Here is a 20,564-nt window from a genome sequence, read left to right on the forward strand (position 1 = left end):
ACTATAGTCACGCATTACCAACACGTTACAATTTTTCGAATAAACACTTTATTTAATTATTTTAATCGGAGGAATTGATCATGAAGCAAAACATCGGACTGTTTGACGCCGTATTTCGCATCGCCTGCGGACTGACGATCCTGTCGGCGGCAGCGGCAAAGTTTACGAGAAAACCGTGGTGCAGAATGACGCTTTTCTGCATGTTTATGGGCGCGCTGAAAGCCGCTTCCGGCATTTTACGATTTTGTCCCATGACATATGTTTGCCAAACTTATATGAAGCAACAGGGACAGACTGGCGAACAGCCGTAAAAAAGCACCCGGTTAGGGTGCTTTTTTCATGATTGAAAAGGCGCCGATTCTCCGGCGGGCTTCACGCGGAGGCGGAAATGTTTCAGACCGTACATGCTGGTGTTTGCCATCGGTGTAATCGAGAGCTTTTCCATTGAAGCATATTGTTTCAAAAGCGCCGTCAGCGCGATTTTGGCTTCCAGCCGTGCCAGCGGGGCGCCGAGGCAGAAGTGAATCCCGTGGCCAAATCCGATGTGCGGGTTCGGATGGCGGTGAATATCAAATTCGTGCGCCCTTGCAAATTTGGATTCATCCCGGTTGGCTGAAGCAAGAAAAGCGATGACACCTTCTCCCTTTTTCAACCGTGTCCCCCTGATCTCAATATCCTGCTTGACATAGCGGACGATCATCGGGGCGGGAGCGCGAAAGCGGACAGCTTCCTCGACAGCCTGCGGAATCAGATCGGGTTCATTGGCCAGCGCATCGTATGTACCCGGCTTTTCAAGAATGCTGTATACCGCATTTGAAATCAAATTCGTCGTCGTCTCATTGCCGGCCAGCAAAAGCAGATTGCAAAACGGCACAAGTTCATCTGGCGAAAGCTTTTCCCCTTCTTGTTCAGCTTGAATTAAGAGCGAAATGATATCGTCTCCTAGATTCTGTCTTTTCTCTTGAATGATGTCTTCAAAAAACGCACTCAGCTCTTTTTCTCCTTGATCTCTCGCATTTATCCACGCCAGCACGTCTTCCTGATGATCACTCTTTGGCAAACTGACCAACAAATCGGACCATTCCTTGAATTTCTCCTTATACTGAGCAGGAACGCCCAGCATTTCAGAAATGACGATGACGGGCAAGGGGTAAGAAAAATCCTGCACAAGATCGATTTCTTCCCGTCCGCGAGTCTCTTTCAGCAGTTCATCCGTCAGCTCCTGAATCCGCGGCTCCCAAGCTTTCATGACGCGCGGGGTAAAAGCCTTGTTGACGATCGACCTGATCCGGGTATGTTTTGGCGGGTCCATGCTGACCATTGTTTTGGCAAATGTATTGGTACCTTCAGTGTGGGGAAATTGATTGGAAAAGAAGTCTTTGTCACTGATCACCTTTTTGACATCCTCATACAAAAACACGCTCCACACTTCGCTGTCTTCATCATAGTGTACAGGCGATTCCTTGCGCATGCTTTCATACCATGGAAACGGATCATACGGGTCCTGGCTGTTCTTTCCGTTAAGCAGCGCTTTTTGAATGGGGTTCTGCTGTTTTGCTTGTTTCACTCGCTTCACTCCTTCTTTTGTTTAGCTGATTCATTTTTACAAATATGTTAGTTTAAAATTAAAAGAATCAGCTGGATGATTCAACCAACAGATGAGAAAGAAGTGTCGAAAAAGTTCGGAGGAGGAGGCTTGATGGACAGCTACCGCGGGGACAAGCGGGTGACGCAATCGAAAAACCGTTTAAAAATGGCCCTTTTTCACCTGCTTGCTGAAAAAGAATGGGAAAAGATATCCGTACAGGACATTACAAAACAGGCAAACTTGAATCGAACGACATTTTATCAGCATTACCAAGACAAATATGATTTGCTGCTCCAAAATGTGAGCGAGATGTTTGCAGCCATGCAAAAAGAGATTTTCTCGCCCCTTGATGCTGAGCTCTCCGGGGACAAGCCCGAAGCGTACTGGTATGTGCTGCGTTTCTATCAGCATTTAAAAAAGAACAGCCCTGATTTTACGATCATCATGAACAGACGGTATGAACTGAATATTAAGGAATTGCTTCAGGATTTTTGGAATGACAGCTTTTTGACGGGCATTAAAAAAGCTGCAGCCGGTGAAGTTGAACATACAGTGCCCTTGGACATTCAGCGGCAGTTCGTGATTTCCGCTTATGCGGGTACGGCGGCATGGTGGCTTGAAAACGGAATGCCTTATACACCGGAATTTATGGCGGAATCCATGATCAGCCTGATCCAAAAAAAGCCGATATAAAAAAGAGACAAAATGCGCTTCCCATTTTGTCTCTCTTCATGTTTATTGTTGCGCGGCTTTCAAAGCGCGCGAACCGATATCCGTCCGGTAAAAGAGCCCCGGCTTGGCAATTTGTTTTACTGCTTTATAGGCTGTTTCCCTTGCGGCTTCAAACGTATCGGCAAACGCCGTGACATTGGCGACGCGGCCGCCGTTTGTCACAAACTGCCCGCCGCTTTTTTTCGTTCCTGCATGAAAGACGACCGTCTCTTCCTCAGCCGGTGTCAAGGCACCGATCGGTGTGCCTTTTTCATAGCTTTCCGGGTAGCCTTCGGATGCGAGGACGACGGTGACCGCCGCCGTGTCTTTCCACTTGAGCTCGACTTGGCGGTCTTCCAACAGATCAAGCATCACTTGCACAAGGTCTGATTCAAGGCGCGGGAGGACGACCTGTGTCTCCGGATCACCGAATCTGGCGTTGAATTCGATCACTTTTGTTCCTTTTTCGGTCAGCATTAAGCCGGCATATAAGATGCCCGTAAACGAACGTCCTTCATTGACCATCGCCTTGGCGGCGGGCTCAAGGATTGTTTTGACGGCATCCCCGACGACCGCGTCGGAAATCTGCGGCACAGGAGAATAGGCGCCCATCCCCCCTGTATTCGGGCCTTTGTCTCCGTCAAAAGCCCGCTTGTGATCCTGTGCGATTACCATCGGATACACTTTTTCACCTTTGACAAAAGCCATCAGTGAAAACTCTTCACCGCTTAAAAATTCTTCGATAACGACGGATGCGCTGGCTTCGCCGAATTTTTCGTCTTCGAGAAAGTCGTGCAAACACTGAATCGCATCTTCCTCTGTCATCGCGACTGTGACGCCTTTTCCGGCGGCAAGCCCGTCCGCTTTAATGACAATCGGCGCGCCTTTGGCTTCGACATAGGCTTTCGCTTGATCAAATGATGTAAATGTGTCGTATTCGGCTGTGGGAATCTGATATTTCTTCATCAGATCTTTCGCAAACTGTTTGCTGCCTTCGATCTCCGCGGCTTTGGCGGAAGGGCCGAATACCGGCAAGCCCGCTTTTTCAAATTCATCGACAAGACCTTCAATCAAAGGGACCTCAGGACCGACGATCGTCAGTCCGATGTTGTTTTCCTTTGCAAAAGCGATGAGTCCCTTGTGGTTTCCTTCATCAAGATCAACGAGTTCGGCCGTCCCGGCCATTCCGTCATTTCCGGGCGCCGCGTAGACGGTGCCGACAAGAGGGCTTTGCGCCGCTTTCCAGGCGAGTGTATGCTCTCTTCCGCCTCTACCGATAATCAATACATTCACACTGGTCACTCCCCTTAATGTTTGAAATGGCGGATTCCGGTGAACACCATCGCAATTCCGTATTCATCCGCTTTTTGAATCGAATCTTCATCACGCACCGAACCGCCCGGCTGAATGATCGCCGTCACACCGGCTTTAGCCGCTTCTTCGACCGTATCAGGCATCGGGAAAAATGCGTCTGATCCGAGCGCGCTGCCCTTCGCTTTTTCGCCGGCCTGTTCGATCGCGATTTTTGCGGAGCCGACACGGTTCATTTGCCCGGCGCCGACGCCGATCGTCATGTCGTCTTTTGCGAGAACGATGGCGTTTGATTTGACGTGTTTGACGACTTTCCAGGCAAGCTTCAGATCGGCCCATTCCTGTTCGGTCGGCTCTCTTTTTGTCGGAATCGTAATCTCGGCGTCATCAAAACCGTGCATATCCAGATCCTGAATCAAAAGCCCGCCTTGAACAGATGTCAGCTGCTTTTCGTTTTTGACAGGCTGATTGACATCGAGTGTGAGCAGACGGAGGTTTTTCTTGGACGTTAAAATCTCAAGCGCTTCTTCGCTGAATGAAGGGGCAATGATGATCTCCAAGAAGATTTGCTGAAGCACTTCAGCCGTCGCTTTGTCGACTTCGCGGTTAAGGGCGATAATCCCGCCGAAAATCGATGTTTGATCAGCTGCATACGCTTTGTTGAACGCTTCTGCAATCGTTTCTCCTGTGCCTACGCCGCACGGGTTCATATGCTTGACGGCAACGGCTGCCGGCTCTGAGAATTCACGGACGATTTGGACCGCGGCATCCGCGTCTTTAATGTTGTTGTAGGAAAGCTCTTTTCCGTGCAGCTGATTCGCTGAAGCGATCGATCCTTTCACAGGGATGGCGCTTTGATAAAAAACAGCTTCCTGATGCGGGTTTTCCCCGTAGCGGAGCGATTGTTTTTTCTCGAATGTCACGGTGAACTGCTCTGGCTCTTTTTCACCTGTCACATTTGTTAAATAGTCTGCGATCAAGGCGTCATATGCCGCCGTGTGGCGGAATACTTTCGCCGCAAGCTCGCGTTTTTTCTCAAGGGAGACGCCGCCTGATTCCTTAATGTCGTTCAATACAGGGCTATAGTCGCGGGGATCGACGATGACGGCCACATCCTGGTGGTTTTTCGCCGCGGCGCGAAGCATGCCCGGTCCGCCGATATCGATGTTTTCAATCGCTTCTTCGTAAGTGACGCCTTCTTTTGAGATCGTTTCTTTAAATGGATATAGGTTGACGACCACAAGGTCAATCGGCTTGATTCCTTGTTCATTCAGCTGAGCCATATGTTTTTCATTGCCGCGGACGGCAAGAAGCCCGCCGTGAATATTCGGATGAAGGGTTTTCAGACGGCCGTCCATGATTTCCGGAAAGCCCGTCACTTCAGAAATGCCGATGACATCAACACCGTTTTCCTGAAGAAGTTTGCTCGTGCCGCCTGTAGAAATTACCTCAACGCCAAGCTCTGTCAATTCTTTTACAAAAGGGACAATGTTTGTTTTATCAGATACGCTGATCAATGCGCGTTTGATCGTCATTCCTTCTCACCTCTGCCATTTAGTTCAAGAAGCTCTTTGATGACTTCCGGATAAAGTTCGTGTTCCAAATTGTGAATCTTTTCTTCCAGGGATTCCAATGTTTCGTCTTTTTCAAGTTCAAGGGCCCGCTGAGCGATGATCGGTCCTGTATCCATGCCTTCATCAACATAATGAACTGTGATTCCGGCTACTTTCATACCGGCTCTGTACGCTTGTCCGATCGCGTCAATCCCCGGAAAAGCCGGGAGGAGCGACGGATGGATGTTGACGATTTTGTTCCGGTATGCCGAAAGAAGCGTGTCACCGATCAGCCTCATGTAACCCGCCAGTACGATCCACTCCGCCCCGTGGAGACGCAGCTGTTCGACGATGATCTGTTCAAAAGCCGCTTTGTTTTCGAACGATTTCGGCTGGAAGGCAAATGACGGGATTCCGGCTTCTTCCGCTCTTTCAAGCACTTTCGCCTGCGGCTTGTCACAGACGACAAGCACGATTTTGGCATCCCAGTTTTCTTCTTTCATCTTCTTTAAGATCGCTGCAAAATTCGTTCCGCTTCCTGATGCAAAAACCGCAAATTTTTTCATGAAAGTCCGGCACCGCCAAACGTCACGCCGCTTCCGCTTTTCACCCGGCCGATCAAGTATGCTTTTTCTCCATTGTTTTCGAGCGTTTGAATGATGTCTGTCATATGCTCTTCTTTGACCGCCAGCACAAAGCCGATTCCCATGTTGAAGACATTGAACATTTCTTCTGATTTCAAACCGCCCTTTTCCTGAATAAATGGGAAGACGGGAGGAACGGGCCATGAGCCGTTGTCGATTTCAACGCCAAGGCCGTCGGGCATCATCCTCGGGAGATTTTCATAAAAACCGCCGCCCGTGATATGGGCCATGCCGTCGACTTTCCCTGTTTTGACCGCTTCAAGCACAGGTTTGACATAAATTTTTGTCGGCTCTAAAAGCTCTTCGCCAAGAGGCCGTTCAAAAGGTGGATATGTTTCAGAGAGGCTCAAGCCGGCATCCTCAAGAAGAACTTTCCGCACGAGTGAAAAGCCGTTGCTGTGAAGACCGCTTGAAGAGAGCCCGATTAAAAGATGCCCTTCCTGAATCTTTTCGCCTGTTACGATCCCGTCCTTTTCCGCGGCGCCAACTGCAAAACCGGCGATATCATATTCATCTTCGGTATAAAGCCCCGGCATTTCCGCCGTTTCCCCGCCGACAAGCGCCGATCCGGACTGCACACAGCCTTCGGCAACGCCTCCTACGATCTCTTCGATTTTGGCCGGATCTGCTTTTCCGAGTGCAAGATAGTCGAGAAAGAAGAGCGGCTCAGCGCCTTGAGCCAGTACATCGTTGACACACATGGCCACGGCGTCGATGCCGATCGTATCGTGTTTATCCATTGCAAAAGCCAGCTTCAGCTTCGTCCCGACGCCGTCCGTTCCGGAAATGAGCACCGGTTTTTTGTAAGGAAGCTCCGACAGGTCGAACATCCCGCCAAATCCGCCGAGAGAACCCATCACACCGATGCGCTTTGTCCGTTCGACGTGTTTTTTCATCCGTTTTACGGCTTCATAGCCCGCCTCAATATCAACCCCGGCGTTTTTATAGCTTTCAGACATCACAATCACTCCTTATTCCGCACTTGTCGATTTATACTTTCCAATTTCAAAAGAGCAGCAATCAAAGAGCTGCCCTTTATTCATTTCACCAGGCACTTTATTTTGTCAACACGGCTTCTTTCACGTGCGGAAGTTCAGTATCCTGATAAATTTCCGTCGGGTATTTTCCCGTAAAGCAGGCCATGCACTGGCCGCAGTTTTCGTCTTCATACTTTCTGCCGATTCCGGAAAGGAGCCCTTCAATGCTTAAGAAGGACAGCGTATCGGCGCCAATTTCCTGACGGATTTCTTCCACTGAATGCGAAGAAGCGATCAGTTCTTCGTGCGTCGATGTATCGATTCCGTAAAAGCACGGATGGGCGATCGGCGGAGAGCTGATTCTGACGTGCACTTCCGTCGCTCCGGCTTCGCGCAGCATCGTCACAATCCTGCGGCTCGTCGTCCCTCTCACGATGGAATCATCTACCATGACGACGCGCTTGCCTTCAACGACACCGCGCACCGCGGAAAGCTTCATTCTGACGCCTTGTTCTCTGAGCGACTGTGACGGCTGAATAAACGTTCTGCCGACATAGCGATTTTTGATCAGTCCGAGTTCGTAAGGAATGCCTGTCGCTTCGGCATAGCCGATTGCCGCCGAAATGCTGGAATCCGGGACACCTGTGACAACATCCGCTTCAACGCCGGATTCTTCGGCCAGCTTTTTGCCCAGGTTCTTTCTGGCGCTGTGGACATTGATTCCGTTAATATTGCTGTCCGGTCTTGAGAAATAAATGTACTCCATGCTGCAGATCGAGCGGTTGATGTTGATGGAGAACCGTTCAGATTTCATGCCTTCATCATTGATGATCAGCATTTCCCCAGGTTCAACATCGCGCAAATAGGTCGCGCCGACCACATCAAAGGCGCACGTTTCCGAGGCGACGACATACGCGTCGCCGAGCATGGCGATTGATAACGGTCTGAGGCCGTTCGGATCAAGGGCGACGATCATTTCCGATTCCGTCATGATCAAGAAAGCGTAAGCGCCTTTCAGCATGGAAAGAGCGTTTTTGATCTGATCTTTCAGCTCGAAGTGCCCGCTTCTTTTAATTAAGTGGGCGAGCACTTCCGTATCAGAAGACGTTTGAAAAATGCTTCCCTGATTTTCAAGCTGCTGCTTGAGTTGGCTGGCGTTCACTAAGTTGCCGTTGTGCGCCAGCGCCAGGCTGCCGTTATTTTGCGAATGGAACAGGAGCGGCTGCACATTTTCAAAGCCGCCGCCGCCCGCCGTTGCATAGCGGACATGGCCGATCGCCCCTCTTCCCTTCACTTTTTCAAGCTCGCCGTTTTGGAAAACTTCTGTGATCAGCCCCAGCCCTTTGTGGGCGGACAGCTGTTGCCCGTCCGTCGCCACAATCCCGGCGCCTTCCTGACCTCTGTGCTGAAGGCTGTGGAGTCCGTAGTACGTAATCTGCGGTGCTTCATCATGCCCCCAAATCCCAAATACGCCGCATTCTTCATTTAAGCCTTTGATTTCAGCAAGCATGGGATAGCTCCTTTCCACGCGCTTTTCAGCTCTTCCGTCTGCGCATGAATCCATTGTTTTCCTTCCTGACCTTGGATGACAAGCGTTTCGTCTGATGTTACTTCACCGATAGGGACGGCGTCTTTCACGAGCTTTTCGAAAGATTCACGGTCTTCTTTTTTCACTGATACGATGAATCGTGATTGTGATTCGCTGAATAATAAAGCCGGCTCGCCTGCAAGTGCGACTTCGGCGCCAAGGCCGTCAGCAGACATGACGCTTTCGGCAAGCGCTACACCGAGTCCGCCTTCTGAGACGTCGTGCGCTGATTGGACAAGCCCTGAACGGATCGCTTTGAGGAGCGCTTTTTGCCGCGCCTCTTCAACCTCGAGATCAAGCGCAGGGGCTTTTCCATAGATCTTTCCTTCCGTCAGCTTTTGCAGCTCACTTCCGGCAAACTCAGGAAGCGTTTCTCCGATGACATAAATCAAATCGCCGGCTGCTTTGAACTGCTGTGTCGTGATGTGTGCCGTATCTTCGATCAGTCCGACCATACCGATGACAGGCGTCGGATAGATCGCACTTCCGTTCGATTCATTGTAAAGGGAGACGTTTCCGCCGATGACTGGTGTGCTTAAGACATTGCACGCCTCGCTGATGCCGTCAGCCGCTTTTTCAATTTGCCAGAAGATTTCCGGCTTTTCCGGGTTTCCGAAATTGAGGTTGTCTGTGACCGCGAGCGGCTCGGCTCCCGAGCAGACGATATTGCGCGCGGCTTCAGCGACAGCGATTTTCCCGCCGATTTCCGGATCGAGGTACAAATAGCGGGCATTGCAGTCCGTCGTCATCGCGAGCGCTTTTTTCGTGCCGCGGATTCTGAGAACCGCCGCATCAGAGCCAGGAGCGACGACCGTATTTGTGCGCACCATATAGTCGTATTGGTCATAAACCCATTCCTTGCTCGCAATCGTCGGCTGCTGTAAAAGTGCGAGAAGCGTTTCTTTCGCATCATCCACTTGTGGAGCAGGGACGTCTGTTTCAAGGAACTCTTTGTAGTATGCCGGAACCGTTGAAGGCTTGTGGTAGACAGGTGCCTCTTCTGCCAGCGCATCGACCGGAAGCTCGGCGACCTTTTCGCCATTATGGAAAAGACGGAGCATTTTATCGTCTGTCACCCGGCCCACGGCTACCGCTTCAAGGTCATATTTGTCGAAGATATCGATGATTTCCTGTTCACGGCCGCGCTCAATGACGAGCAGCATGCGCTCCTGGGACTCGGAAAGCATCATTTCGTAAGGTGTCATTCCTGTTTCCCGCTGCGGGATCAAGTCAAGGTTCATTTCGATGCCGGAACCGGCTTTGGACGCCATTTCCGCGCTGGAGCTTGTCAGTCCGGCCGCACCCATGTCCTGAATACCGACTAGAGCGTCGGATTTGATGACTTCAAGGCACGCTTCAAGAAGCAGCTTTTCCATAAACGGATCGCCGACTTGAACCGCTGAGCGCTTTTCTTCTGAAGTATCAGACATTTCCTCTGAGGCGAAGGTTGCGCCATGGATGCCGTCGCGTCCCGTTTTGGCACCGACGTACATGACGGTGTTGCCGACGCCTTTCGCCTGCCCTTTTTTAATGTCTTCATGGTTGATCAAGCCGACACACATCGCATTGACAAGCGGATTGCCTTCATAGCAGCTGTCAAACTGGACTTCCCCGCCGACGGTCGGGATGCCGATGCAGTTGCCGTAGCCGGCGATGCCTGCGACTACTTCTTCAAACAAGTACTTCACACGCGGTGAAGTGAGTTCACCAAACCGAAGAGAGTTCAAAACAGCGATGGGACGAGCGCCCATTGAGAAGACGTCGCGGATGATGCCGCCTACGCCTGTAGCCGCTCCCTGATAAGGTTCGATCGCTGACGGGTGGTTGTGCGATTCGATTTTGAAGACGACCGCCTGGTTGTCGCCGATATCGACGATCCCAGCGCCTTCTCCCGGACCTTGCAGAACACGCTCGCCTTTAGTCGGGAACTTTTTCAGGATCGGCTTTGAATTTTTGTAGCTGCAATGCTCTGACCACATGACCGAAAAAACCCCGATTTCCGTATAGTTTGGAAGCCTTCCAAGGATTGATTCAATCATGGCAAACTCGTCATCGCTGACACCCATTTGCTGATAGAGTTTCTCTTCCTTAATTTGTTCTTTACTTGGTTCAAGCAGTAGCGACATGAGTTTCCCTCCAATTTTTCACGATAGACTGAAACAGCTTAAGACCGTCGGCGCTTCCGAGCATAGAGTCGACAGCGCGCTCAGGGTGAGGCATCATGCCTAATACATTGCCTTTTTCATTGACGACGCCGGCAATATCGTCGACGCTTCCATTGATATTCGTTCCGTACGTGAAAGCAATCTGGTTGTTTTCTTTTAATCTTGCAAGCGTTTCTTCATCACAATAGAAGTTTCCTTCGCCGTGTGCGACAGGGATCGTAATCGATTCCCCTTTTCCATAAGAAGATGTAAACAGCGTTTCATCGTTTTGCACGATCAGTTCAACCGGGCGGCAAATAAATTTCAAATCTTTATTGCGTCTCATCGCACCCGGCAGAAGTCCGAGCTCCTGCAAAATTTGAAATCCGTTGCAGACCCCCAGCACCGGCTTTCCTTCTTCAGCCGCTTTTTTGACGGCAGGCATAATGTTTGCGAAGCGGGCGATCGCGCCGCATCTTAAATAATCGCCGTATGAAAAGCCTCCGGGAATCAGAACGCCGTCGTATTCGTCAAGACTTGTTTCCGTGTGCCAGACGTATTCAGCTTCTTCACCGAGCTCATCTTGAATGGCGTGGTACATATCGATATCGCAGTTTGAGCCCGGCAATACAATCACCGCAAATTTCACTGTGCGACAACCTCCTCAACTTCATATCTGTAGTCTTCGATCACCGTGTTTGCCAAAAGCTTTTCGCACATTTCTTTGACGAGAACGTCAAGGTCGCGGTCTGATTTTTCGATGGAAAGCTCCATGTATTTTCCGATGCGGACTTCCTGAACTTCTTTGTAGGACATGCTGTGCAAAGCATGCTGGACGGCACTCCCTTGAGGATCTAGGACACTTTCTTTTAAGCTGACATACACTTTCACTTTGTACATATTACATGCCTCCAAGTCTTTTGAAAATTTCTTCGTATGCATCAGTCAATCCGCCTAAATTTCTTCTGAACACGTCTTTATCAAGCTTTTCATTCGTTTCTTTATCCCAAAGCCGGCACGTATCCGGGGAAATCTCGTCGGCCAGCAGAACCTCACCCATAGCATCAAGCCCGAACTCAAGCTTGAAATCTATCAATCTCACATCACAGGCGGCGAAGATTTGCTGAAGCTCTTCATTGACCTGTCTGGTTATCGATTTGATGTTTTCCACCTGCTCAGGCTCAGCCGCTTGCAAAATCCGAATATGATCCTCTGTGATCAGCGGGTCGCCGAGCGAGTCATCCTTATAATAGAACTCGATGATCGGCTCTTTCAGCTCGGTGCCCTCCGGAATGCCGAGGCGTTTGGACATGCTGCCCGCTACGACATTGCGGACGACGACTTCAAGCGGGATAATCTTCACTTTTTTGATGAGCTGTTCGGTTTCAGATATTCGTTTTACAAAATGATTGCTGATTCCCTTCTCGTGAAGCCTTGTGAAAATCAGGCTGGAAATTTCATTATTCAAGCGGCCTTTTCCGTCAATCTCCGCTTTTTTTTCTCCGTTAAAAGCCGTTGCTGAGTTTTTGTACTCGACAAACAGAACATTGTCATCATCGGTCAGATAAATCTTTTTCGCTTTTCCTTCGTATAAAAGTTCATTTTTCACAATATTCACAGAAGGCCTCCTAACCCGAATGTTGGAAATATTTCAGCTCTTAGACCCCCGCCTGAAAAAGACGGGCGTCCATTCTATGCCAAACCTAAACGCTCAAAGATGAAGTCGACGTTTTTTAAATGATAATTGTAGTCAAAGCAGTCATTAATCTGTTCTGGAGTCAGGCGTGACGTAATTTTTTCCTCAGCTTCGACAAGCTGGCGGAACGGCACTTGTTTCTCCCATGCTTCCATCGCTTTCGGCTGCACGGTGTCATACGCTTCCTCACGCGCCATGCCGGTATCAATGAGAGCGAGAAGGACGCGCTGAGAGTAGATCAAGCCGAGTGTACGATCCATGTTGCGCTTCATGTTTTCAGGGAACACGGTCAAGTTTTTGACGATGTTGCCGAAGCGGTTCAGCATATAGTTCAGCGCGATCGTTGCATCAGGCAAAATGATGCGCTCCGCTGATGAATGGGAAATATCGCGCTCATGCCAAAGCGGTACATTTTCGTAAGCCGTCAGCATGTAGCCGCGGATGACGCGGGCCATTCCCGTCATGTTTTCCGAGCCGATCGGATTGCGCTTATGCGGCATCGCGGATGAACCTTTTTGGCCTTTTGCGAAAAATTCCTCTACCTCGCGCGTTTCGCTTTTTTGCAGGCCGCGGATCTCAACGGCGAATTTCTCGATGCTTGTCGCCACCAGTGCAAGGGCGGCCATGTAGTCGGCGTGGCGGTCACGCTGCAGTGTCTGTGTGGATATCGGCGCAGCTTTTAGGCCGAGCTTCTCACATACGTATTGTTCAACGAATGGGTCGATGTTCGCGTACGTTCCGACGGCACCTGAGATTTTGCCGACTTCGATGCCTTCTTTCGCTTGCTTGAAGCGTTCGAGGTTGCGTTTCATTTCTTCATACCAGAGAGCAAGCTTCAAACCGAATGTCGTCGGTTCTGCGTGCACGCCGTGTGTACGCCCCATCATCACCGTATATTTATGTTCTGTCGCTTTTTCTTTTAAGATGTCAATAAATCTCTCAAGATCCTTGAGCAAAATGTCGTTCGCCTGTTTTAATAGGTAGGAAAGAGCGGTATCGACAACATCTGTTGAAGTGAGTCCGTAGTGAACCCATTTTTTCTCTTCGCCAAGCGTTTCGGACACGGCGCGGGTAAAGGCGACGACATCATGGCGTGTGTCCTGCTCGATTTCGAAAATGCGGTTGATGTCAAATGACGCGTTTTCCCGCAGAACCTTCACATCTTCTTTCGGAATCACGCCAAGCTCCGCCCATGCTTCACATGCCAAAATTTCAACTTCAAGCCATGCTTTGAATCTGTTTTCATCCGTCCAAATCGCGGCCATTTCCGGTCTTGAATAACGTTCGATCATTGTTTTCGTCCTCCATCTCTTTCGATCCACTTTTCGGTGATGCTCTCGATCCATTCCTGATCGGGTTTTCTTAAAAATGTGATATGCCCCATCTTGCGGCCTTGTTTCACTTCATGTTTTCCGTATATATAAAGCTTTGCTTCTTTTAAAAGCTCCGGGTCTTCTTCTGCCATGTACACTTCATCACCAAGCAGGTTGACCATCATCCCTTCTTTGAGAAGGTCTGTTTTCCCGAGCGGCAGTCCGCAAACAGCCCGGATATGCTGTTCAAACTGGCTTGTTTCGCACAGATCGAGTGTATAATGGCCCGAATTGTGCGGACGCGGCGCAAGCTCGTTGACGAGCAGCCCGCCGTCTTCCTTTAGGAAAAGCTCGACAGCAAGCGTTCCGACGAGCTGAAGCTTCTCCGCAAGCTTAAGTGCGAGTGATGCGGCTTTTTCCTGAATTGCATCATCGATTCTTGCCGGGACGATGCTTTGGAACAAAATGTTGTGCTTATGGATATTTTCGGCTGCGGGAAATACGGCTGTTTCTCCATTTACAGATCTCGTCACGATGACGGACAATTCCATTTTGAAAGGAACCCAGCTTTCCAAAATGCATGTACCATGCTGCAAGAGAGCGGCAGCCTCTTTGATTTGCGCCTCACTCTTGATCACATGCTGGCCTTTTCCGTCATATCCGCCGCGGCATGTTTTCAACACTGCGGGAAGCTCGAGCTCTGCCACGACTGCTTCAAGCTCAGCATCATCGCGAATGATCCTGTACGGCGCCACTTTGCAGCCTGCTGATTCAATCGCTTTTTTCTCCGTCTCCCTGTTTTGCGTAAGGAGCAAAAGCTCGCTTCCCTGAGGAAGATAAGCATTTTCCTTTAGCCAGTTCAAGGCGTCATAGTCGATGTTCTCAAATTCATAGGTAATGACATCGCTCACTTCGCCCAGCTTCTTTATCGCTTCTTTATCATTGTAAGCCGCGATGATTTCAATATCGGCGATCTGTCCGCAAGGCGAAGAAGGTACCGGGTCAACCACCGCGATCTTATATCCCATCTGTTTTGCGGCGACCGCCATCATTTTTCCAAGCTGTCCGCCGCCGATAATACCGATTGTTGCACCAGGGAAAATCGTCTGTTTATACAAGCTGATCACTGCTTTCCAAAACGGTTTGTCGAGTGTGTTCTCTTCGCTCATCCAAAACGCGAGCTATTTTCTCATCAAAAGCGGAGATCATCTGTGCCGCAAGCAGACCGGCGTTGACCGATCCGGCTTTTCCGATCGCAACGGTTGCCACCGGAACGCCTCCGGGCATTTGCACAATCGATAAAAGCGAATCCATGCCGTTCAGGGCCTTTGACTGGACAGGGACGCCGATAACAGGCAGCGTCGTTTTGGCTGCGACCATTCCCGGGAGGTGAGCGGCGCCCCCCGCTCCGGCGATGATCACTTTCAAGCCTCTCTCCCGCGCTCGTTCGGCATATTCAAACATTAAATCAGGCGTCCGGTGCGCGGACACGACCTTTTTTTCAAACGGAATCCCAAGTTCCTCGAGTATGCCGCAAGCATGCTTCATCGTTTCCCAGTCGGATGTGCTTCCCATAATAACGCCAACAAGAGGCTCCATATTATTGTCCCACCTTTAGCTGTCTTTTTTGCAAACAAAAAGCCCGGCATGTATTGCATTTGTAGGAAGCAACACAAACCGGGCATGGCGCGTGTATCGTCAGTTAGTCCGCTTCTCCGCGTTTTCCATGTCAGTTTATTGTCCACTTTCCTGCATAGTCCGATGATTTACGGTCATCGGGTAGAGACTTATGGGCCATATTCCCAAGATTATATGAGGTTCGTGTTTTCATGTCATGTTTATCTTAACAACGGACTGTTATAATGTCAACGACATTATCGAACGATAGTATATTTTGTTGTTTTAATGTTCGGGTTTAGAGTAATTTCCCTTCAAATATAATTTTTCTTCCGCACGGAACGGCCTGAATCGTTCCATTTTCTTTCTTTTCTTTGAATACCGGTTCCTCCATCCGGCGAACCGGTGTGTAGCCTTCTTGCTGCATCCGGTTCAACACGGTGTCGATCGTTTCCCCTTCCGCCACTTCAAAGCGTTTTTTCTTCGGCTTTGTCATCACTCTTTAATTCTCCTTTTCTTTACGGCTTTGACCCAGAAGCCGCCGTGTATCGTTTTCGGTTCATAGGAAATGATAAACGCCTTCGAGTCGATTGATTTGATGGTTTCGTACAATTGCAGCTCATACTTTCTCGGCGTCAAAATTTGCATCGCCGTTCTGTCTCCTTCAAGTCCGCCGACGACCCAGTGGGTGACGCCGTAGCCTTTTTCCCGAAGCTGTTTCGGAAGATCAAGATCGAGCTCTTTCGTAATCGCATTGACTGTAATATAGCCCAATGCGAGCTTTTCTTCAATTTTTGTGCCGACGATGATGCCTATCCCGAATCCGACTGCATAAGCGATCACGTTTTGGATTTGATTTAGATTATCTAAAACCAGTCCAAGCCCGACGACATAAACCAGCATTTCAATTGTCCCGATAAAAGCGGCCAGATACCGCTGACCTTTTAGTGTCAGTATCATTCGAAGGGTTAAAAATGTTACATATATAATATTGATAACCAGAATAATGCCAACCATACTCACAGTGTGTATAAATGCCGTGTGAAGCATTTGCAATCCCTCCTTTAGATCGAAAGCAATCATATTCTACTAGAGAAATTCAGCGTATACAATCCTGTAATGGCCCTGCTTCACCACAAAATTTTTCGACAATCGCAAAAGCCGGCCCGCATACGATTCAGTTTACCCTTAATCAAGCCGATTCAAATCTTTTCCGCCGATAAAAAGGCGCACGCAATCGCCCGGTCATATGGGTTCAGTGAACTGTGATCACCATAAAAAAAAGCCGGTTCCATAGGAACCAGCTTTAGTCGATTAAACCGGAATAAGCGATGACAGCAAATAGCCGGCCATGAATTTCCATGTTGCGCCGACAAATACCAATTCAATCAGCAAAACCGCGAAGACGCAGTACATCAAATCCGCCCGCTTTTTATCGCTTTTTTCATAAACCGATTGAATCAGCACAAATGCGCCGAATGTCAGCCCCAAAAACATCAAAATCGACAAAATCACCGTCATCGTTGTAAAATTGATGATCGCAAAAATCATCCAGAAAGCCGCGGGTATGATAAACGGTACTAAAAGAGAACCGAATTTCGCCGCCGTTTCATAAAAAGAGATGTTAACCCTCATCATAAACCTTGCTGCAGCCCAGATGGCCGCGACCACCCAGAACATGAAGATCATGCAGTATAGGAAAACAACAAAAAACACTTCAAAAAACGGCACATTCACACCGAAGCCGAGAACCCTGCCCCTGCCCGCCAGAAGCTGATAAAAGTTTCCGAGGGAAAAGAAGACAGCCAAAAGCATCATCGAAATAACGGAATATTTAAAATAAGTCCGGTCATGCTCATCTGCTGCACGTACAGGAGATTTCAAGACATCAAGCACAAAGCTGAAATAGCGGAACAAAGCAGCAATGACGCTTTGGAGAATCCTTTTGGCTTTTGACGCCGATGGATTTGGCTCCTTGCTTTTCCTCGTCTTCCGCGCATTTCTCGACATCCGTGATGCGGGTTCTTGTTCTATATCTTCTTCATTTCTTTTATGCTGTTCTTCAATCATATAAGCAACTCCTATCTATTCAAAAGCTTTACATCAATGAAAAGCACTTATATAAATTACATAAGCTGTTTAAAACAGTCAAGCCAAACCCATTCTTATCATAAGTGCTGCCGCCTTTATATATGACGAAAAACAAGAATCAAAGGTTCCACTTTTCATTTTTTTCCACATAAAAAAGCCCCCGTGTAAACGAGGGCTATTCCGCTTCCTTTTTATTTCAGGAAAATAAAGTAACAGATGAACACGACAAACAGTCCGTACATAATCGGATGGATGTCTTTCGCTTTGCCTTTCATGATCATCGTGATCGGATAGAAAATAAATCCGATGGCGATCCCTGTGGCGATGCTGTAAGTCAGCGGCATCGCGATCATCGTTAAAAAGGCGGGAACAGCAATTTCAAATCTGCTCCATTCAATTTTATTGAGATTCGCCACCATCAGCACACCGACGATGATTAAAGCGGGCGCTGTCACATTCGAAGTGATGACGCTGAGAACCGGTGAAAAGAACAGCGACAATAAAAACAGCACACCCGTGACAACCGCTGCGAAACCGGATCTTGCCCCGGCAGCAACCCCGGCGCTAGATTCGATATATGACGTCGTTGTCGACGTTCCGAGGATTGCTCCGGCAACGGTCGCAGTCGAATCGGCAAGCAATGCCCGGCCTGCACGCGGCAGCTTGTTGTCTTTCATCAAACCGGCCTGTGAGGCAACACCAACCAATGTACCGGCAGTATCAAAAAAGTCGACGAATAAAAACGTTAAAATAACAACGAGCATCTGGATCGAAAAAACGTCAGGAAGATGCATAAAAGCCTGTCCAAATGTCGGCGCAAGACTCGGAACAGCGCCAACGATTTTCTCAGGCACGTCAATCAGGCCAAACATCATGCCGACAACGGCTGTGATCAGCATTCCGAAGAAAATCCCGCCATTGACGCGGAGGACCATTAAAATGACGGTAATGACCAAGCCAAATACAGTCAGCAGAACAGGGCCTGAATGAATATTTCCAAGAGCTACCACTGTATCGGGATTGGCAACGATAATTTTTGAACCTTGCAGACCAACGAAAGCGATAAACAGCCCGATTCCCGCCCCGACGGCCATTTTCAGCTCATACGGAATCGAGTTGATGATTTTTTCCCTCAGCCCTGACAGGGAAAGAACGATGAAAATAAGACCGGAAACCATAACACCGGCCAGCGCCGTCTGCCATGGAATCTGCATCGTTAAAATAACAGAAAAAGCAAAGAACGCGTTAAGCCCCATTCCCGGCGCAAGCGCAATCGGATATTTGGCCAATATCCCCATCACAAAACAGCCGATGGCCGCTGCAACAGCCGTAGCCGTGAAAACGGCGCTTTGATCCATTCGCAAAGCATCGGGAAAGTCTTGCACAGATGCCAGCGAAAGTGTGAGCGGATTGACGATCAAAATATATGCCATGGACAAAAATGTGGTGAGTCCGCCAATCATTTCTCTCCGATAGTTCGTACCCAATTCTTCAAACTGAAAGTAACGCTTCAAAATGGTATACTCCTCTCGATTTTCTGTCGTTTTTATTGTTTCATAAAGCTTTGTATTTAAACAAAAAACGCCCCAATTGGCGGGACGCTTGACTACGGCATATTTCATACTGAAAAAATGTATTTTTCACGAACAAAATAGTGTATACAAGCGTAGTCAAGCTATTTACGGTAGCTTGGTAGAAACTTATGGGCCATATCCCCATGATTATACGACAAGTCTTTTTTGAATTACTATACTATTGTAACAATACCTAACGCGGAACACAATACAAAAAACGAACATTAATACAAATAATATTCTCTTCGTTCGCTATTTTTCCATATTCTTACCGATGTACTTGTTATCATAAAAAAAGCCAGAACAGACCAAAAGCGCTTTAGACTGTTTACCAAACGGTTTAAAGCTATTCTTTTAAAATTAACAGAGTCTTATCCGAATAAGATAAATGGTAACCTCTTTGCCGTCAGTGAAAATATCCTTCCTGTCTCACGAAGAATCAATTTCATTTTCCACTTTCTCGGTGTTCCAAGAAAAAAAGCCTTTAAACCAATGTTTAAAGACTTCATTTTACATTCTATGTGATTCTGTAACATCGGCATTTGAACGTCTGCTCTGATCAAGATGCTTTTTGGCCAAAAATAAAGCTGGAATTCCCGAGGCTGTCGTTACAAACAAGATGAAGAATATATAAATAGACCCGTTCACCCCAAAATAGGAAAGAAGAAAACCGCCCAGCCATGGGCCAATCACATTTCCTAAACGGTTAAAGCCTGTTGCCCCAAAATATGTTCCTTTTAAACCTGGTTTTGCAATTTCATCCACCAACATATCAACCATTGAAAAAATCAAAACTTCCCCTATTGTGAAAAATATAACGATAATACCCCATATGACTGGATTAACTGAAAATGAAAAGAATAATAAACTGAAACTAATCAATATATTCCCCAGAATAATTGAATGAATCGGCGGAAACTTTTTCATGGTATTCACAATCGGATATTGAACGAGCAAAACAACAATTGCATTCAGAACCAAAAGCCATGAAAATACGGTCACCCCATCCTCCATTTTTGCGGCAAAATATTGGGGCAATGTTGTGGAAAAATGTGCGTATCCGGATATTGATAAAATCACTCCAAATAATGTGATAAGAAACACTTTGTCTTTTCTTGTCACATGAAAAGCCGTAGCAATCGTCGTTTTATCTTCTTTTCGGTTATTCTCACCTATGTTAAATTTCCGAAATGAAAATATGAGGGACAGACCGTAAAGAAAATATGTAAGACCTGCGATCAGAAAAGGGAGAGCCGTTTTGGCGGCTCCCAGACGAAGGCCTATAAGCGGTCCAAAAACCACGCCTATATTGATCGCAGTATATCGCAAATTAAACATCTTCAAACGGTTTTCTTCTTTGCTTATATCTGATAACAAGGCTCTAGATGCCGGTTCAAAGATTGATTGGCACAGCCCGTTAAGCACATTGATGACAAAAAATGCAAGTACACTATCCGCAAAAACAAAGCTCACAAAAACAAATGCCCAACAAAATACAGATGTTATCATCACAATTTTTCTGCCAAAAAGATCCGATAAATAGCCTCCGTAAAAGCTCATTACAATCCCAGCCAGAGAACTTACCGATACAATGATGCCGGTCAAAGCTGGAGATACACCTTTGACTTGTGTAAGGTATATAGAAAGGAAAGGAATGCTCATTGAAACTGACATTCTGCTAAACAATGTTCCCAAAATGATATTCCAGCCCACCGGATGAATCCTGAATTGTTTCATTTTAAAAAAACCACCTGCCT

20 protein-coding genes and 2 riboswitches are annotated in these 20,564 nt (G+C 48.0%); of the genes, 2 read left to right on the forward strand and 18 right to left on the reverse strand.

Annotated features, from left to right (window positions below):
- The first annotated feature begins 80 nt into the window (after positions 1-80).
- Positions 81-311 (forward strand): YgaP family membrane protein, encoded by a 231-nt coding sequence (locus tag M654_RS20005; protein ID WP_026589682.1) that lies wholly within the window; start codon positions 81-83, stop codon positions 309-311.
- A gap of 26 nt (positions 312-337) precedes the next feature.
- Here M654_RS20005 and M654_RS20010 read toward each other — a convergent pair whose 3' ends face one another.
- Entirely contained in the window at positions 338-1,567 is a 1,230-nt protein-coding gene (locus tag M654_RS20010) for a cytochrome P450 (RefSeq protein ID WP_026589683.1), read from the reverse strand.
- Between the two features lie 75 nt (positions 1,568-1,642).
- On the opposite strand from M654_RS20010, the gene M654_RS20015 reads away from it, so the two are divergent.
- A complete protein-coding gene (locus M654_RS20015; protein ID WP_306291997.1) occupies positions 1,643-2,281 on the forward strand; it encodes a TetR/AcrR family transcriptional regulator in 639 nt (212 codons plus the stop codon).
- Positions 2,282-2,323: 42 nt separating this feature from the next.
- On the opposite strand, the gene purD is transcribed toward M654_RS20015, so the two are convergent.
- The 17 genes from purD to M654_RS20100 form a co-directional block, all read right to left on the reverse strand.
- On the reverse strand, positions 2,324-3,592 hold the full coding sequence (gene purD / locus M654_RS20020) for a phosphoribosylamine--glycine ligase (protein WP_026589685.1): 1,269 nt from the start codon (positions 3,590-3,592) through the stop codon (positions 2,324-2,326).
- Between the two features lie 14 nt (positions 3,593-3,606).
- The gene (purH, locus tag M654_RS20025; RefSeq protein WP_026589686.1) at positions 3,607-5,145 is read right to left on the reverse strand and encodes a bifunctional phosphoribosylaminoimidazolecarboxamide formyltransferase/IMP cyclohydrolase; all 1,539 of its coding nucleotides are present in this window, start codon (positions 5,143-5,145) and stop codon (positions 3,607-3,609) included.
- A complete protein-coding gene (purN, locus tag M654_RS20030) occupies positions 5,142-5,729 on the reverse strand; it encodes a phosphoribosylglycinamide formyltransferase (RefSeq protein ID WP_026589687.1) in 588 nt (195 codons plus the stop codon). Before purN ends, purH begins: the two co-directional genes overlap by 4 nt.
- A complete protein-coding gene (purM, locus tag M654_RS20035; protein ID WP_026589688.1) occupies positions 5,726-6,766 on the reverse strand; it encodes a phosphoribosylformylglycinamidine cyclo-ligase in 1,041 nt (346 codons plus the stop codon). The genes purN and purM overlap by 4 nt, the downstream gene beginning before the upstream one ends.
- Before the next feature lie 97 nt (positions 6,767-6,863).
- On the reverse strand, positions 6,864-8,294 hold the full coding sequence (purF, locus tag M654_RS20040; protein ID WP_026589689.1) for an amidophosphoribosyltransferase: 1,431 nt from the start codon (positions 8,292-8,294) through the stop codon (positions 6,864-6,866).
- A complete protein-coding gene (gene purL / locus M654_RS20045; RefSeq protein WP_026589690.1) occupies positions 8,270-10,498 on the reverse strand; it encodes a phosphoribosylformylglycinamidine synthase subunit PurL in 2,229 nt (742 codons plus the stop codon). Before purL ends, purF begins: the two co-directional genes overlap by 25 nt.
- Complete coding sequence (gene purQ, locus M654_RS20050; protein WP_026589691.1) at positions 10,482-11,165, reverse strand: phosphoribosylformylglycinamidine synthase subunit PurQ; 684 nt, start codon at positions 11,163-11,165, stop codon at positions 10,482-10,484. The genes purL and purQ overlap by 17 nt, the downstream gene beginning before the upstream one ends.
- A complete protein-coding gene (gene purS / locus M654_RS20055; RefSeq protein ID WP_026589692.1) occupies positions 11,162-11,416 on the reverse strand; it encodes a phosphoribosylformylglycinamidine synthase subunit PurS in 255 nt (84 codons plus the stop codon). The genes purQ and purS overlap by 4 nt, the downstream gene beginning before the upstream one ends.
- Before the next feature lies 1 nt (position 11,417).
- On the reverse strand, positions 11,418-12,134 hold the full coding sequence (gene purC, locus M654_RS20060; RefSeq protein ID WP_026589693.1) for a phosphoribosylaminoimidazolesuccinocarboxamide synthase: 717 nt from the start codon (positions 12,132-12,134) through the stop codon (positions 11,418-11,420).
- 74 nt (positions 12,135-12,208) lie between these two features.
- Positions 12,209-13,504, reverse strand: a complete 1,296-nt coding sequence (purB, locus tag M654_RS20065; RefSeq protein ID WP_026589694.1) for an adenylosuccinate lyase — start codon at positions 13,502-13,504, stop codon at positions 12,209-12,211.
- Complete coding sequence (gene purK / locus M654_RS20070; protein ID WP_026589695.1) at positions 13,501-14,643, reverse strand: 5-(carboxyamino)imidazole ribonucleotide synthase; 1,143 nt, start codon at positions 14,641-14,643, stop codon at positions 13,501-13,503. The genes purB and purK overlap by 4 nt, the downstream gene beginning before the upstream one ends.
- The gene (purE, locus tag M654_RS20075) at positions 14,636-15,124 is read right to left on the reverse strand and encodes a 5-(carboxyamino)imidazole ribonucleotide mutase (RefSeq protein WP_026589696.1); all 489 of its coding nucleotides are present in this window, start codon (positions 15,122-15,124) and stop codon (positions 14,636-14,638) included. The genes purK and purE overlap by 8 nt, the downstream gene beginning before the upstream one ends.
- 135 nt (positions 15,125-15,259) lie before the next feature.
- Positions 15,260-15,361: riboswitch (purine riboswitch) on the reverse strand.
- A 79-nt stretch (positions 15,362-15,440) separates the two neighbouring features.
- On the reverse strand, positions 15,441-15,638 hold the full coding sequence (locus M654_RS20080) for an NETI motif-containing protein (RefSeq protein ID WP_026589697.1): 198 nt from the start codon (positions 15,636-15,638) through the stop codon (positions 15,441-15,443).
- Positions 15,638-16,192 carry a DUF2179 domain-containing protein gene (locus M654_RS20085; RefSeq protein WP_026589698.1) on the reverse strand — a complete coding sequence of 185 codons (555 nt, stop codon included), beginning with the start codon at positions 16,190-16,192 and terminating at the stop codon, positions 15,638-15,640. The genes M654_RS20080 and M654_RS20085 overlap by 1 nt, the downstream gene beginning before the upstream one ends.
- Positions 16,193-16,456: 264 nt before the next feature.
- Positions 16,457-17,212: a hypothetical protein gene (locus M654_RS20090; RefSeq protein ID WP_026589699.1), complete on the reverse strand. Its 756-nt coding sequence runs from the start codon at positions 17,210-17,212 to the stop codon at positions 16,457-16,459.
- Between the two features lie 212 nt (positions 17,213-17,424).
- The gene (locus tag M654_RS20095; RefSeq protein ID WP_026589700.1) at positions 17,425-18,747 is read right to left on the reverse strand and encodes an NCS2 family permease; all 1,323 of its coding nucleotides are present in this window, start codon (positions 18,745-18,747) and stop codon (positions 17,425-17,427) included.
- Between the two features lie 133 nt (positions 18,748-18,880).
- A riboswitch (purine riboswitch) is annotated at positions 18,881-18,982 on the reverse strand.
- A 335-nt stretch (positions 18,983-19,317) separates the two neighbouring features.
- Complete coding sequence (locus tag M654_RS20100) at positions 19,318-20,544, reverse strand: MDR family MFS transporter (protein ID WP_035428797.1); 1,227 nt, start codon at positions 20,542-20,544, stop codon at positions 19,318-19,320.
- Positions 20,545-20,564: the final 20 nt, after the last annotated feature.

This window comes from Bacillus sp. NSP9.1 (genome assembly GCF_000465465.2).
In the GTDB taxonomy this organism is placed as follows: domain Bacteria; phylum Bacillota; class Bacilli; order Bacillales; family Bacillaceae; genus Bacillus; species Bacillus sonorensis_A.

What these genes read in the sequence shown, in the direction of transcription:
- purB (WP_026589694.1), bottom strand. Translation starts at nt 13,504, where the DNA reads ATGATCGAACGTTATTCAAGACCGGAAATGGCCGCGATTTGGACGGAT.
- M654_RS20015 (WP_306291997.1), top strand. Translation starts at nt 1,643, where the DNA reads ATGATTCAACCAACAGATGAGAAAGAAGTGTCGAAAAAGTTCGGAGGA.
- M654_RS20085 (WP_026589698.1), bottom strand. Translation starts at nt 16,192, where the DNA reads ATGCTTCACACGGCATTTATACACACTGTGAGTATGGTTGGCATTATT.
- purH (WP_026589686.1), bottom strand. Translation starts at nt 5,145, where the DNA reads ATGACGATCAAACGCGCATTGATCAGCGTATCTGATAAAACAAACATT.
- purN (WP_026589687.1), bottom strand. Translation starts at nt 5,729, where the DNA reads ATGAAAAAATTTGCGGTTTTTGCATCAGGAAGCGGAACGAATTTTGCA.
- purE (WP_026589696.1), bottom strand. Translation starts at nt 15,124, where the DNA reads ATGGAGCCTCTTGTTGGCGTTATTATGGGAAGCACATCCGACTGGGAA.
- purM (WP_026589688.1), bottom strand. Translation starts at nt 6,766, where the DNA reads ATGTCTGAAAGCTATAAAAACGCCGGGGTTGATATTGAGGCGGGCTAT.
- purF (WP_026589689.1), bottom strand. Translation starts at nt 8,294, where the DNA reads ATGCTTGCTGAAATCAAAGGCTTAAATGAAGAATGCGGCGTATTTGGG.
- purS (WP_026589692.1), bottom strand. Translation starts at nt 11,416, where the DNA reads ATGTACAAAGTGAAAGTGTATGTCAGCTTAAAAGAAAGTGTCCTAGAT.
- M654_RS20080 (WP_026589697.1), bottom strand. Translation starts at nt 15,638, where the DNA reads ATGACAAAGCCGAAGAAAAAACGCTTTGAAGTGGCGGAAGGGGAAACG.
- M654_RS20005 (WP_026589682.1), top strand. Translation starts at nt 81, where the DNA reads ATGAAGCAAAACATCGGACTGTTTGACGCCGTATTTCGCATCGCCTGC.
- purL (WP_026589690.1), bottom strand. Translation starts at nt 10,498, where the DNA reads ATGTCGCTACTGCTTGAACCAAGTAAAGAACAAATTAAGGAAGAGAAA.
- M654_RS20090 (WP_026589699.1), bottom strand. Translation starts at nt 17,212, where the DNA reads ATGATTGAAGAACAGCATAAAAGAAATGAAGAAGATATAGAACAAGAA.
- M654_RS20100 (WP_035428797.1), bottom strand. Translation starts at nt 20,544, where the DNA reads ATGAAACAATTCAGGATTCATCCGGTGGGCTGGAATATCATTTTGGGA.